Origin of the sequence: Immundisolibacter sp. (genome assembly GCF_028696615.1) — a bacterium.
Taxonomy (GTDB): Bacteria; Pseudomonadota; Gammaproteobacteria; order Immundisolibacterales; family Immundisolibacteraceae; genus Immundisolibacter.
The window spans coordinates 1-12365 of record NZ_JAQVGQ010000063.1 but is presented as its reverse complement, the minus strand read 5'-3'; the positions used below and the strand labels follow the sequence as shown (position 1 = coordinate 12365).

The window sequence follows — 12365 nt, the reverse complement described above, 5'->3', positions numbered from 1 at the left end:
CGGCTACGTCGGCGCCACCGGCTGGGCCACCGGCCCGCATTTGCATTACGAATTCCAGGTCAACGGGCAAACCAAAGACCCGCTGACCGTGGCCTTACCAGAAACCCAGGACCTGCCGCAGACGTACCGCCGGCACTTCTTTGCCCAGACCTCCGCGTGGGTGGCACAGCTCGATGCTCTGTCGTCGCGCGCGGTGGCGCAGGCCGACCAGCCGCTGCAGCAGTGAGCGACGCACGGCCCGCCGAGCGCTTCATCGGGCTGATGAGTGGCACCAGCCAGGACGCCATCGACGGCGTCCTGGCCGAGTTCGCGCCCGACCGCCCAGCGCGGTTGCTGGCCACCTGCAGCGCACCCATCGCCGATGACCTGCACCATCAGCTCGAGGCGCTGCAACGGCCCGGCGGTGTCGATCTCGATCAAGCATTGCGCCTGCATCACCTGCTCGGCGAGCGCTTTGCCGATTGCGCGCTGCAGTTACTGCAATCGGCAGCACTGGCGCCTCAATCTGTGCGCGCGATCGGCTGTCACGGTCAGACCATCCGCCATGCCCCGACCAGCCCGGCACCGCATAGCCTGCAGATCGGCAACCCCGCGCTGATCGCAGTGCGCACGGGCATTGCGACCGTGGCCGATTTTCGCAGCACCGACGTGGCCGCCGGCGGGCAGGGCGCACCGCTCGCCCCGGCCTTCCATCGTGCCGTGTTCGGACAAACCGGACGCCGCCGCGCCGTGCTCAACCTTGGTGGCATCGGCAACATCACGCTGCTGGGCGACGAAACCCGCGGCTGGGACACCGGCCCCGGCAACGTGCTGCTGGACGGCTGGGCGCAGCGCCACCTGCGCCAGCGCTACGACGACGCCGGCCGCTTTGCCAGCGCCGGCAAGGTGAACGGTGCCTTGCTGAGCGCGCTGCTCGCCCACCCTTTCCTGGCTCGCCGACCGCCGAAAAGCACCGGCCGCGAGGAATTCAACCTGCACTGGCTGGATGACGTGCTGGGAGGCTTGCCGGCGCTCGCGCCGGCCGATGTGCAGGCCACACTGGCCGAATTCACCGCGGCAACCGTTGCCGACGCGCTACGGGACGAGCCCGACCTGCTGGAGCTGCTCGTCTGCGGCGGCGGTGCGCGCAACACCGACCTCATGGCACGGATCGCGCGCCGCCTGCCCGACCTGCGCGTCGGTACTACCGCCGAGGCCGGCATCGACCCGCAGTGGGTGGAAGCGCTCGCGTTTGCCTGGCTGGCACGCCAGCGGGTCCGCGAAGCGGCGCTGGACCTGCGCACCATCACCGGTGCGCCGCGGCCGGTCATCCTTGGCTGTGTCTATCTGCCCTGAAGCCGCGCCACAGGGGAACCAAAAATTCCACGGCGGGAATTTTTTGGCGGCTCCTCAGGGTTTGTGAAGGCATGCGCATCCAGCGCATTCCTTGCGTCGCGCGTCCGGCCATCCCTGGCCGGCCTCGGCGCTTGAAACATTCACAAGCTCTCAGAGTTTGTGAAGAAATGCGCGTCCTGCGCATTTCTTGCGTCGCCCGTCCGGTACACGCCCGGACGGGCTCCCGCGAATCAAGCCCTTACGGGCTCGATTCGCGTCCGGCCATCCCTGGCCGGCCTGAGAGCTTGAAAAATTCACAAGCTCTTAGACGCTGAACGAGGACCCACAGCCGCAGGTGGTCGTCGCCTGCGGGTTTCGGATCACGAAGCGGGCGCCTTGGAAATCCTCCCGATAGTCGATTTCCGCGCCTTCCATGTACTGCAGGCTGAGCGGATCGATCAGCAAGGTCACCCCCTCGGTCGCCACCGCGCAATCCCCCTCCTCCACGTTCTCGTCGAACGTGAAACCGTATTGGAACCCCGAGCAACCGCCGCCGCTGATGAAGACGCGCAACTTGAGCCGCGGATTGCCTTCCTCGGCGATCAGCTCGCCCACCCGACGGGCGGCGCTTTCGGTGAACACGACAGGAGCAGCATTGGACATGGGCAGATCACTCCGCAAAAAGCACGGGCGCGCAAGCACCCGATGGGGGATTCGATGAGACCCGCTCAGGGCGAGGAAGTTCCAGCCGGCACGGACGCATCGGTCGCCAGCAGATCCCGCCAGACGAACTCGAACGCCACCGCCGGCTGACCGCGTGGCTCGAGCAACACGCGCAGCCGCTGCGGCCGAAACCCGACCGGCAACGTCACGTTACCGGAAAAGGCCTGCAAGCGCTCGATGGCCAGTGGCTGGCGCGCCAAACGGACTTCGTGCGCGCGCCCGTCGAGCTCTCCGACACCCCACAGCTCCACCCTGCCGACCAGCGTGCCGCCACCACCGGCCGGCGGCGAGCCGACCAACAGCAATCGGTAGGCGATCAGCGCATCGGCACGGCGCGCCGCCAGCTGCAGGTCTCCCACGCCCAGATCCGGCAGCCGACCGTCCGGCACCAGCGCATCGCGCAACACCCGCAAGCGGCGGCGCAGCTCGCCATTTTGGGCCGCCAGCTCGGCCAATTGGCGACGCAGCACCACCTGCGCCTCGCGGTCGACCACCTGCAGCTGGCGCAGCGCGGCGTTTTCCTCGCGCAAGCGCGCGCTTTCGTCGAGCGGCACCACGGTCGGCGTTGGCGCAGCCGGCGCCTGTGGATGCATCCGCCACCAGCCGGCGAGCAGAAAACCGGCCACAAACGCCGCCAGCGCGCCGCCGGCACAGCGCCTGCGGGTGGCACTCAAGGCAGCAGCGCGGGTTGGCGCAGGCCGAGTGTCTCGTCGAAACCAAACATCAGGTTCATGTTCTGGATCGCCTGCCCGGCGGCGCCCTTGACCAGGTTGTCGATCACCGACAGCACCACCACCCGGTCGCCGGCCGCGTGCACGGCGATCGCGCAGTCGTTGCCGGCGCGCACTTCGGCGGTCTGTGGATGACTGCCGGGCGGCAGCACCCGCACGAACGGCTCCTGCCGATAGCGCGACTCGTACAATGCCTGCAGGTCGGCCGCCCCAGCGGCGCGCAGGCGCGCGTAAAGCGTGGCGTGGATGCCGCGGTTCAGGGGTAGCAAGTGCGGCACGAAGGTCAGCTGCGGCACCGCCCCCGCCGTGACCGCAGCGAGCGTCTGCACGATTTCCGGCTGATGGCGGTGGGAGAACACGCCATAGGCTTTGAAGTTTTCGTTGGTCTCACAAAACGCGAGATCCGCCCGCGCGTGCCGGCCAGCGCCGCTGACGCCGGATTTGCAGTCCGCGATTAGATCACCGCCATCCACCAGGCCCGCCTCTAGCAAGGGCACGAAGCCCAGCGTCACCGCGGTCGGGTAACAGCCCGGATTGGCAACCAGCCGCGCCGCGGCGATGCGCTCGCGGTTCAACTCCGGCAGACCGTACACGGCTTCCTCCAGAAACTGCGGGCAGGCGTGCGGCATGCCGTACCAGCGCTCCCACTGCGCCGCGTCGCGCAGGCGAAAATCGGCGGCGAGATCGATCACCCGCGCACCGGCGTCGAGCAAGGTCGGCACCTGCTGCATGGCAACGCCGTTGGGAGTGGCGAAGAACACGACATCGCAGGTCGCAAGCGTGCGCACGTCGACATCCGAAAACGCCAGCTCAAGTCGTCCCGCCAGACTCGGGAACAACGCGCTCACCGGCCGGCCCGCCTCGCCCCGCGAGGTGATGACTGCCAGCTCGACCCGCGGGTGCTGCAGCAGCAGGCGCAGCAACTCGACTCCGGTGTAGCCGGTACCGCCGACGATGGCGACCTTGATCATGACCGATTCCTCACCCATTCGTGAAACAACCGCGCAAGTGTGCGGCGCAAACCCAAGTCACCGCGCCACGCCCGACCTCGACATTCCGCCCGACGGGCGTGCCGCGGCGCACCGAACGCCCGCCATCTGACCACCGTTACCGGTCTGGCGCCAAAGGTAGAACAAACCTCATGCCCAACAAAAAAGCCCGGCATGACGAGCAAGCCGGGCTTTTTTGTTGGGCATGGTGGCTGGGGGACTAGGATTCGAACCTAGATTGACGGAGTCAGAGTCCGCTGTCCTACCGTTGGACGATCCCCCACCCGGAACTTCCGGGCGCGGCTTAGCGCTTGGAGAACTGCGGCGCGCGGCGCGCCTTGTGCAGGCCGACCTTCTTGCGCTCCACCTCGCGCGCGTCACGCGTCACGTAACCGGCCTTGCGCAGCGTCGGACGGAAGGTCTCGTCGAACTCGATCAGCGCCCGCGTGATGCCGTGGCGGATGGCGCCGGCCTGCCCGTTCGGGCCGCCGCCGCTGACGGTGATACGCAGGTCGAAGCTGTCCGGCCGGCCGACCGCTTCCAGCGGCTGACGGACCAGCATGCGCGAGGTGGGACGACCGAAGTACTCGTCGAGACTGCGACCGTTGATCGAAATGTCACCCTTGCCCAGACGCAGGATGACGCGCGCCGAGGCCGACTTGCGACGACCGACCGAAATTTTGTTCTGCACTGCTGGCATGACGAAGTCCGAAGGACGTGAGTTCAGATGTCCAGCGCCTGCGGCTGCTGGGCGGTGTGTGGGTGCTCGCTGCCGGCGTAAACCTTGAGCTTGCTGAACATGGCGCGGCCAAGCGGATTTTTGGGCAGCATACCCTTGACCGCCTGCTCGAGCACCAGCGCCGGACGGCGCGCCAGACGATCGGACAGGCTCTCGGTGCGCAGACCGCCGATGTAGCCGGTATGGTGCTGGTACACCTTGTCGGTGAGCTTGCGGCCGGTGACACGCACCTTCTCGGCATTGATGACCACGATGTAGTCGCCGGTGTCCATGTGCGGCGTGTACAGCGGCTTGTGTTTGCCGCGCAGCCGGCGGGCGATCTCCGACGCCAGGCGTCCGAGCGTCTTGCCGTCGGCATCCACCAGATACCAGTCCTGCCGTATGGTCTGCGGCGTCGCGCTAACTGTCGTCTTCATGCCTAGTCGGAAGCCAGTCAAAAAAGGCCGTGCATGCTATGCACAGGCGCCCGCGCTGTCAAGGCGCGGCGAGAACAGCGGCGCCCAGAACGCCTTGATCGCCTCGCGCAGCGGCGTCAGGCGCCCGTGAAAAAAGTGATCGGCGTCGTCGAGCACGCTCAGCGGCGGCGCTTCGGCCACCGTCTGCAGCCAGCGCTGCACTGCATCTAGCGCAATCAGCTCGTCGCGGGCGCCATGGATCACCCGCCATGGCACCTGTGGCGCGGCGGCCTGATCGAAGTAGTCCATGCCGGCCGGCGGCGCCACCAGCAGCAGACTCGACGCGCCGGCCGCCTGGTGGCCACGCAACGCCACCGCCGCGCCGAACGAAAAGCCGGCCAGGTGCAGCGCGCGACCGGGATGCGCGGCGCGCGCCCAGTCCACCACCGCCAGCAGGTCCTGGACCTCGCCCACGCCGTGATCGAACTGGCCGGCGCTGCGCCCCACGCCGCGGAAATTGAACCGCACGGCCAGCGCGCCGAGCTCGTTGGCCGCCCGCGCCAGCGTGTAGACCACCTTGTTGTCGAGCGTGCCGCCGTACTGCGGATGCGGATGGCAGATGACGCACAGCGGTCCGCCCGCCTGCCCCGGCAGCTCGACCAGGACCTCGAGCGCGCCGGCAGGACCGGGAATCTCCAAGCGCTGCTTGGTGGAGGTGGTTTCGTTCATTGGCGGCGGGTCGACGCGACGGCTACCACGGTGGGCAAGTATAGACTTTCGTTCTATCCGTCCGAGCGCGACCACCCATGCCCGACATCCACTTCAGCCCGATCGATCGTCTGCTGTTGGCAGCAGACCAGGTACTGCGCCGCCTGCCGGGCGCGCCGGCTGCGGCCGCCCCCCAGTTGGCCGACATGCCACCGGAAGCGACTGAACTGACGGCCGCGGAACGCCGCCAGGCGGCGGCGCTGATGCGCGTCAACCATGCGGGCGAACTGGCCGCGCAGGGGCTTTATCTGGGCCAGTCGCTGACGGCGCGCTCGCCGCGCATGCTGGATCACCTGCGCACCGCGGGTGCCGAGGAGGCGGCGCACGTCGCCTGGTGCCGGCAGCGCCTGGCCGCGCTCGGCGGGCGCGCCAGCCTGCTCGACCCGGCCTGGTTCGCGGGCTCGGTCGCCATCGGCGCACTGGCGGGCCTGGCGGGTGATGCCTGGAGTCTTGGCTTCATCACCGAAACCGAGCGCCAGGTGGAGGCGCACCTGGACGACCACCTCACGCGCCTGCCGGCCGGCGACCGGCGCAGCCGCGCGGTGATCGAACAGATGCGACGCGACGAGGTCCGGCACGGCGAGGACGCCCGGCGCGCCGGCGGGCGCGAGCTGCCGGCACCGCTGCGCGGCCTGATGCGCCTGGCCGCCAAACTGATGACCAGCACCGCCGAGCGGCTGTGAGCCGCCGGCGGACCGCGCCCGGCCTACTTCATGTTGGTGGCGTAGAAGATTTCCTGAATCTCGCGCTCCAGGCGCGCCGCCGTGGCGGCGCGCTCCTGGCTCGGCAGGTCGGCGGCGTTGACGCCGAACAGGTAGTTGTCGAGATCGAACTCGCGCACGCGCAACTTGGTGTGGAAGATGTTTTCCGGGTAGACGTTGACGTCCACGGCGTGAAACCGCGCCAGCGTGTCGGCCTCGATGAAGTTCTGGATCGAGTGGATGGTGTGGTCGATGTAGTGCTTGCGCCCGCGCACGTCGCGCGTGAAGCCCCGCACCCGGTAGTCCAGGATGACGATGTCGGACTCGAAGCTGTGGATCAGGAAGTTGAGCGCCCGCAGCGGCGAAATCTGCCCACAGGTCGACACGTCGATGTCGGCCCGGAACGTGCTGATGCCGTTGTCCGGGTGCTGCTCGGGGTAGGTGTGGACGGTGACGTGGCTCTTGTCGAGATGCCCCACCACCGCATCCGGTCGCGGCCCCGGGCCTTCCGCTGGCAGGTGACCGGCGCCGTGCTGGCCCTCCGAGATCAGCATGGTGACGCTGGCGCCCTGCGGGTCGTAGTCCTGGCGGGCGATGTTCAGGATGTTGGCGCCGATGATGTCGGCCACCTCACTCAGGATGCGCGTCAGGCGCTCGGCGTTGTAGGTCTCGTCGATGTAATCGATGTACTGCTGCTGGGCCTCGCGCGTGAGCGCGTAGGAGATGTCGTAGATGTTGAAGCTCAGCGTCTTGGTGAGGTTGTTGAAACCATGCAGCTTGAGCTTGTCGTCGAATTCGGGCATGGCAATTACCGCAGCGGGCGCAGCGCGCCGACCAAGGGGGGATGGAAGATGATTTGCACCCGGTTGCCTGCCGGGTCCAGGCAGTAGAAGCTGCGCGCCCCGTCACGGTGCGTGCGCGGCGCGGCGACGATCTGAACGCCATTGTCGCGCAGAAACGTGTGCCAGGGGTCCACGTCCTCGATGGCGCGCAGTACAAAGCCGATGTGATCCAGGCGCTGGCCGTGCGCGGCCGGCGGCGGGCCGCGGTGCAAGGCCAGGTTGTCGTGGCCGGAGCTCAAATACACGTTGTCCGGGTCCGGCCGCCATTCGACGTGCAGGCCGAGCAGGTCGACGTAAAACCGCTCACAAGCCTCGAGGTTCTCGACGAACAGCGCCACGTGCCGGAGCCCGGCGTGCGGCGGGGGACGGTGCGACATGGTCAATCCTCCGGCGGGAACAACTCGGCCAGGCGCGCGCCGGGATCGGCCGCACGCATGAAGGCCTCGCCGACCAGGAACGCGTGCACGCCGGCGCTGCGGATCAGCGCGACATCCGCCGCGCTGTGGATGCCGCTCTCGGCCACCAGCGTGCACTCGCGCGGCACCCGCGCGGCCAGGCGCACGGTGGTGTCCAGGCGCGTCTCGAAGGTGTGCAGGTTGCGGTTGTTGACGCCGAGCAGGCGTGGCGCAAGACGCATGGCGCGGTCGAGCTCGCGCTCGTCGTGCACTTCGATCAGCGCGTCCAGGCCCAGCTCGGCCGAGGCGGCGTAAAGATCGGCGAGCAGCGCGTCGTCGAGCGCCGCCACGATCAGCAGGATGCAGTCGGCACCGGCGACGCGCGCCTCGTACACCTGGTACGGGTCGAGCAGGAAATCCTTGCGCAGCAGCGGCAGATCGACCGCGGCGCGCACCGCGCGCAGGTCATCGAGACTGCCCTTGAAGAACGGCGCATCGGTCAGCACCGAAAGACACGTGGCGCCGCCGGCCAGATAACTGCGGGCGATCGCCGGCGGGTCGAAATCGGCGCGCAGCAGGCCCTTGCTCGGCGAGGCCTGCTTGATCTCGGCGATCACCGCCGCCCGGCCGCGGCCGGCGCGGGCGGCGAGCGCCGCGGCAAAGCCGCGCGCCGGCGGCATGGACTCTGCCTCACGGCGCACTGCCGGCAGCGGGCGGGCACGGCGCGCGGCGGCCAGTTCGTCCGCCTTGGCGGCGAGGATTTTCTTGAGCACGTCCGGGGTGTTCATGATGCGGTCAGGGTGTGCGTGAGGGTGGCGAGCGCGTGCACGCGCTCGAGCGCGGCGCCGCTGGCAAGGATGGACTGCGCCCGGGCGATGCCGTCCGCCAGCGAGCCGGCCAGCCCGGCCACGTACAGCGCCGCGCCGGCGTTCAGCGCCACGATGTCGCGCGCCGGCCCGGGTTCGCCGGCCAGCACCGCGCGCAGCACGCTCATGCTGGCCATGGGGTCGGATACTGCCAGCTGCGCGCTCGGCACGCGGTCAAAGCCGAACTGCTCGGGCGCGAGGCAGTAGCAGCGCACCGCGCCGTCCTTGAGTTCCGCCACCTGCGTGGCGGCGCCGAGGCTGATTTCGTCCAGACCATCCTCGGCGTGCACCACCAGCACGTGCCGGCTGCCGAGCCGCCCCAGCACCTGCGCGATGGTCTCGACCAGCGCCGCGCTGTACACGCCCACCACCTGGTGCGGCGGGCGCGCCGGGTTGGTGAGCGGCCCCAGCAGGTTGAACAGCGTGCGGATGCCGAGCTCACGGCGCGGTCCCAGCGCGTGGCGCGTGGCGCGGTGATGGGCCGGCGCGAACATGAAGCCGAAACCGACCGCGTCGATGCAGCGGGCGATGGCCTGCGGCGGCAGCTCGATGCGCACGCCGAGCGCCTCCAGCACGTCGGCGCTGCCGCTGGCGCTCGACACCGAGCGGTTGCCGTGCTTGGCCACCCGCCCGCCGGCCGCCGCCACCACGAAGGCGGCCGCGGTCGACACGTTGAACAGACCCGCGCCGTCGCCGCCGGTGCCGCAGGTGTCGACCAGGTGCTCGGGCGAAACCTCCACCGGCAGCGCGAACTCGCGCATCACCTGCGCCGCGGCGGCGATTTCGGTCACCGTCTCGCCCTTCATGCGCAGCGCCACCAGCAGGCCGCCGATCTGCGCCGGCGTCGCCTCGCCCTGCATGATGGCGCGCATGGCCGCGCTCATCTCGGCGCTGTCGAGATCATCGCCCGCCACGGCGCGGGCGATGGCCGCCTGGATGCTCAAGACCCGCCGGCCGGCATGGCCAGGAAATTCGCAAGCAGGGCATGGCCGTGCTGGGTGAGGATCGATTCCGGATGAAACTGCACACCGACCACCGGCCATTGCCGATGCCGCAGGCCCATGATCTCGTGTCGCTGCCCGTCGGCGTGGCAGGTCCAGGCGGTGACCTGCAGACACTCCGGCAGCGTGGCCCACTCGACCACCAGCGAGTGGTAGCGCGTGGCGGTGAACGGATTGGGCAGCCCCGCGAACAGGCCCTGACCGTCGTGGTACACCGGCGAGGTCTTGCCGTGCATCACCTCGTCGGCGCGAACGACGCGCCCGCCAAACGCCTGCCCGATGGCCTGGTGACCCAGGCACACGCCCAGAATCGGCACCCGCCCGGCGAAGCGGCGGATCAGCTCGAGCGAGATGCCGGCCTGGTCGGGCGTGCACGGACCGGGCGAGATCACGATCCGCTCGGGCGCGAGACGCTCGACCTCGTCCACGCTGATGCGGTCGTTGCGGTGGGTGACCACCTCCGCCCCGAGCTCGCCCAGGTACTGCACCAGGTTGTAGGTGAACGAGTCGTAGTTGTCGAGCATGAGTAACATATTACATGTAATCTATTGATCTATAAATTAAATATTCGTCTATATGGCGCATATTACTCACATCGTTATACACATTGGCGCCAGATTCCAGTGGAACAAGCGCCGAAAATACCGCCGCAACCAGCGGCAGCCCGCACAGGAAGCAACACCGCATCGCGTTTTACCACGGACCTCCTGCTAGCCGTCTACCGTAGTAGCATGTCCTGCGCTTGCCTCGTTGGCGCCTGCGACCATCACGAAAACGGCTCACTCCTCCGACCGCGCGGTCATGGCCATCACTCGCTCCATGAACCGCTTCATGGGCTCCGAGGGTTCCCCTTGGCGGCGCAGCAGGTAGGTAGAGAGCATCGGTGGCGTACCGGCCAGGGGACGAATGGAGATGTCCGGCCGCTGCAGCGTCTGCACGTGCGAGGCGATGGCGAAGCCGATACCGTAGCCGGCGCCGACCAGGGTCAACATCACGCCCAGGCTGGTCACCTCATCGACCACCCTGAGCAGCGTGCCCGCGTCCTGCAGCACCGCCTGGATCTGATGGCGGCAGCCCGATCCCGAATCGGGATGGCACAGAACCAGCGGGAATTTCAGGGCTTCGGCCAGCGGCACCTGCACGTGTGCCAGCAAGGGATGGCGTGCGGGCAGGATCACCGACAGCGGATCGGTCCACACCGGCTCGGCGACGAGGCCATCATGCACCGCGTTTGACAACGCAAAGCCGATGTCCAGCAGATCGTTGCGCAGCACGTTCAGTTGCTGCGCGAACGGCAGGTCGAAGACGCGAATCTCCAGCTCGGGATCATCCTCGCGGCTGCGCGCCAGCAAGGTGGCGATGCGGGGCTGCGCCAAGCTGTCGCAGAAGCCGATGCGCAGATGGGCTTGGTAGCCCTGCGCCGCCGCCTTGGCGCTCCTGACCGCCTGCTCCACGGCGGCCTGCACGCGCCGGCATTCGCCGAGGAACACCTGGCCCGCCCAGGTCAGCCGCGTCCGGCGGGTGCCGCGGTCGAACAGCTGCACGCCAAGCTGGCTTTCCAGATCGCGCATCGCACGCGACAGAGGCGATTGTGCGATGCCCAGGCGCTCGGCTGCACGGGCCAGATGCAGTTCTTCCGCAACTGCGACGAAGTAACGCAGCAATCTGAAATCCACGGCCGCCTCCTGTCTGTCTTTTTCTCCTTCGGCCTCGGGCGCCACATCTCCATCTACATTCCCGTCAGCACCTCCTTCGTTTGCATCGCGTCGAAGCAGTCATCCCCGTCGGGAACGGGCTCGTCGCCGACGCTCGTGTGACAGGCCGGCGCACCAACCCCGGGCATTGAATGCCCAAGGTCCCGGTGCTGCTGCCATACCATGCCGGGACAGGCAGCCAAGCAACGTGGCACAGGCCTTCCCTGCGAATCGGGGCTACGAAGACGATGCCGCATCCGCGACGCCGAAAAATCCGTCGATGTGCCGGGCACTGCGCACGAACATCGCTGGTGTCGCGATCGGTGCAGCCCACCGCGCTTACCTCGCTTGGACGAAGACAATAATGGAATTATTCGCAATTATCCGCCAAGGCTACACGGAATGGACAACCGGCCTTGCGTTGGACAGTCGCCCCCCCGTGCCGACGACACAAGGCCGGAGGGCGGCGATTGCCAAGCCTCTGTGACCGGCATCGCCGCCGGGAAGCACCCATGCAGTTCCCTACAGTCAGAGGAATGGACTCCGTACGTTTGGGGGAAATACATGAACTTACGCCATCTTCGCTGTTTCATCGCCGTAGCCGAGGAGTTGCACTTCGGCCGGGCGGCGCGGCGGCTGCATGTGGAGCAGTCGCCCCTGTCGCGCACGATTCGCCAACTGGAGGCGGACCTGGGCGTAGCGCTGCTGGAGCGCAGGTCGCGGACCATGCGCCTGACTCCGGCCGGGCAGGCGTTCCTGGAGGAGGCCCGGCGCGTGCTGCTGGCCTTTGAGCACGCCCGGACCAAGGCGCGTGCGGTCGCGGCGGGACACCGGGACACCCTGCGCATCGCCCTGGCCGGCGGCGTCGGGCCGGCCCGCCTGTCGGCACTGCTCGCCCTGTGCCGGGAGGAGGCGCCGGAAGTGGGCATCCGGCTGTTCGAGGCGCCGCTGTCGCAGGTGGTGGGCGGGCTGGGCAACGGCCTGTACGACGCCGCCTTTGCGATGGCCGGCGAGATGCAGGCCGGACTGGTCGCCATACCGGTGTGGCAAGACCCGCTCGTGGTGGCCATACCCACGCGACACCCCTTGCTGGCGCACAAGCGGGTACCGCTGGACGAGGTGGTGGGCTACCCGCTGGTGCTGTGCCACCCGCAGGCTTGTCAGGAGTGCAGCCGGCAATGCGAGCGCCTGCTGCGCCTGGTGGAGA

General features: G+C 68.3%; 15 protein-coding genes, 1 tRNA gene and 1 pseudogene. 4 read left to right on the top strand and 13 right to left on the bottom strand.

Annotated elements, in window-relative coordinates:
* Positions 1-226: pseudogene (locus PHC73_RS06100) on the top strand (peptidase M23); the annotation flags it as partial.
* Positions 223-1335, top strand: a complete 1113-nt coding sequence (locus tag PHC73_RS06095) for an anhydro-N-acetylmuramic acid kinase (RefSeq protein ID WP_300125724.1) — start codon at positions 223-225, stop codon at positions 1333-1335. The pseudogene PHC73_RS06100 and the gene PHC73_RS06095, both read left to right, overlap by 4 nt.
* Before the next feature lie 303 nt (positions 1336-1638).
* On the opposite strand, the gene erpA is transcribed toward PHC73_RS06095, so the two are convergent.
* From erpA to PHC73_RS06060, 7 genes are all read right to left on the bottom strand, one after another.
* Complete coding sequence (erpA, locus tag PHC73_RS06090) at positions 1639-1977, bottom strand: iron-sulfur cluster insertion protein ErpA (RefSeq protein ID WP_300125721.1); 339 nt, start codon at positions 1975-1977, stop codon at positions 1639-1641.
* Positions 1978-2042: 65 nt separating this feature from the next.
* Positions 2043-2711, bottom strand: a complete 669-nt coding sequence (locus tag PHC73_RS06085; protein WP_300125718.1) for a DUF6776 family protein — start codon at positions 2709-2711, stop codon at positions 2043-2045.
* Positions 2708-3739 carry an N-acetyl-gamma-glutamyl-phosphate reductase gene (gene argC / locus PHC73_RS06080; protein WP_300125715.1) on the bottom strand — a complete coding sequence of 344 codons (1032 nt, stop codon included), beginning with the start codon at positions 3737-3739 and terminating at the stop codon, positions 2708-2710. The genes PHC73_RS06085 and argC overlap by 4 nt, the downstream gene beginning before the upstream one ends.
* A 227-nt stretch (positions 3740-3966) precedes the next feature.
* Positions 3967-4040: transfer RNA gene (locus PHC73_RS06075), tRNA-Gln, on the bottom strand.
* 21 nt (positions 4041-4061) lie between these two features.
* Positions 4062-4457: a 30S ribosomal protein S9 gene (gene rpsI / locus PHC73_RS06070; RefSeq protein ID WP_300125713.1), complete on the bottom strand. Its 396-nt coding sequence runs from the start codon at positions 4455-4457 to the stop codon at positions 4062-4064.
* Positions 4458-4480: 23 nt separating this feature from the next.
* Complete coding sequence (rplM, locus tag PHC73_RS06065; protein ID WP_300125710.1) at positions 4481-4912, bottom strand: 50S ribosomal protein L13; 432 nt, start codon at positions 4910-4912, stop codon at positions 4481-4483.
* A 36-nt stretch (positions 4913-4948) separates the two neighbouring features.
* Positions 4949-5620: an alpha/beta fold hydrolase gene (locus PHC73_RS06060; RefSeq protein ID WP_300125708.1), complete on the bottom strand. Its 672-nt coding sequence runs from the start codon at positions 5618-5620 to the stop codon at positions 4949-4951.
* 77 nt (positions 5621-5697) lie between these two features.
* Between PHC73_RS06060 and coq7 the strand changes: the two genes are divergently transcribed.
* On the top strand, positions 5698-6342 hold the full coding sequence (gene coq7 / locus PHC73_RS06055; RefSeq protein ID WP_300125706.1) for a 2-polyprenyl-3-methyl-6-methoxy-1,4-benzoquinone monooxygenase: 645 nt from the start codon (positions 5698-5700) through the stop codon (positions 6340-6342).
* A gap of 23 nt (positions 6343-6365) precedes the next feature.
* Here coq7 and speD read toward each other — a convergent pair whose 3' ends face one another.
* The 6 genes from speD to PHC73_RS06025 all read right to left on the bottom strand — a co-directional run bounded on the left by speD (position 6366) and on the right by PHC73_RS06025 (position 11140).
* Positions 6366-7163 carry an adenosylmethionine decarboxylase gene (gene speD, locus PHC73_RS06050; RefSeq protein WP_300125704.1) on the bottom strand — a complete coding sequence of 266 codons (798 nt, stop codon included), beginning with the start codon at positions 7161-7163 and terminating at the stop codon, positions 6366-6368.
* Between the two features lie 5 nt (positions 7164-7168).
* Entirely contained in the window at positions 7169-7579 is a 411-nt protein-coding gene (locus PHC73_RS06045) for a VOC family protein (protein WP_300125701.1), read from the bottom strand.
* A 2-nt stretch (positions 7580-7581) separates the two neighbouring features.
* Positions 7582-8388 (bottom strand): indole-3-glycerol phosphate synthase TrpC, encoded by an 807-nt coding sequence (gene trpC / locus PHC73_RS06040; protein ID WP_366949815.1) that lies wholly within the window; start codon positions 8386-8388, stop codon positions 7582-7584.
* Positions 8382-9407, bottom strand: coding sequence for an anthranilate phosphoribosyltransferase (gene trpD / locus PHC73_RS06035; RefSeq protein ID WP_300125696.1), 1026 nt, complete (start codon positions 9405-9407; stop codon positions 8382-8384). The genes trpC and trpD overlap by 7 nt, the downstream gene beginning before the upstream one ends.
* On the bottom strand, positions 9404-9997 hold the full coding sequence (locus PHC73_RS06030) for an aminodeoxychorismate/anthranilate synthase component II (RefSeq protein WP_300125693.1): 594 nt from the start codon (positions 9995-9997) through the stop codon (positions 9404-9406). The genes trpD and PHC73_RS06030 overlap by 4 nt, the downstream gene beginning before the upstream one ends.
* Before the next feature lie 246 nt (positions 9998-10243).
* Entirely contained in the window at positions 10244-11140 is an 897-nt protein-coding gene (locus PHC73_RS06025; protein WP_290617643.1) for a LysR substrate-binding domain-containing protein, read from the bottom strand.
* Between the two features lie 582 nt (positions 11141-11722).
* Here PHC73_RS06025 and PHC73_RS06020 point away from each other — a divergent pair.
* The coding region (locus PHC73_RS06020) for a LysR family transcriptional regulator (RefSeq protein WP_300125687.1) at positions 11723-12365 on the top strand (643 nt) is incomplete at its 3' end.